The organism is Methylobacterium sp. J-030, from assembly GCF_022829545.1.
GTDB lineage: Bacteria > Pseudomonadota > Alphaproteobacteria > Rhizobiales > Beijerinckiaceae > Methylobacterium.
The window spans coordinates 1-476 of sequence record NZ_JAKSYM010000259.1 but is presented as its reverse complement, the minus strand read 5'-3'; the positions used below and the strand labels follow the sequence as shown (position 1 = coordinate 476).

The window sequence follows — 476 nt, the reverse complement described above, 5'->3', positions numbered from 1 at the left end:
CAGCAGCTCGCCCGTGGCGTCGAGGAAGCGGAGGCTGCGGCTGTGCGACGTGTCCGGCCGGACCGGGGTGACGGCCTCCCACGGCTCGATGCCGCCGGTTACGGGCCCGTTCGGCAGTTTCAGGTACCGGCCATCGGCCGAGAGGCGGCGCCGGCCGGTGCGCGGGCTGTCGCTGCGAGCCGGGACGGGCTGACTGAAACTTGGGATGCGGGCATAAGTCATCGTTCGCGCTCCTCGTGGGGCGCGTGGGATCGGGTCGGTGGTGAAGGGGTGCCCCGTGGCGGGGCGGGTCAGGCCGCTAGGGGATCAGTGAGCAGCGGCGCGGTGGGCGGCCTTGGCGACCTGCCAGGCGGCCTTGAGAGCGGAGGACATCGCCTCGGCGCGGGAGACGCCGCAGCGCTCCTGGATGCCAGTGGCGGCCTTGCAGGCGGCGGCCATGATGGCGGCGCGGTCGTAGCGGCCGCCGACGACGAGGG

At 73.9% G+C, this 476-nt stretch carries 1 protein-coding gene; it reads right to left on the bottom strand.

The features are described from left to right. Window positions 1–222, bottom strand: a 222-nt coding sequence (locus MKK75_RS18730) for a hypothetical protein (RefSeq protein WP_244044038.1), incomplete at its 3' end; no start/stop codon positions are given. Between the last annotated feature and the right edge of the window lie 254 nt (window positions 223–476).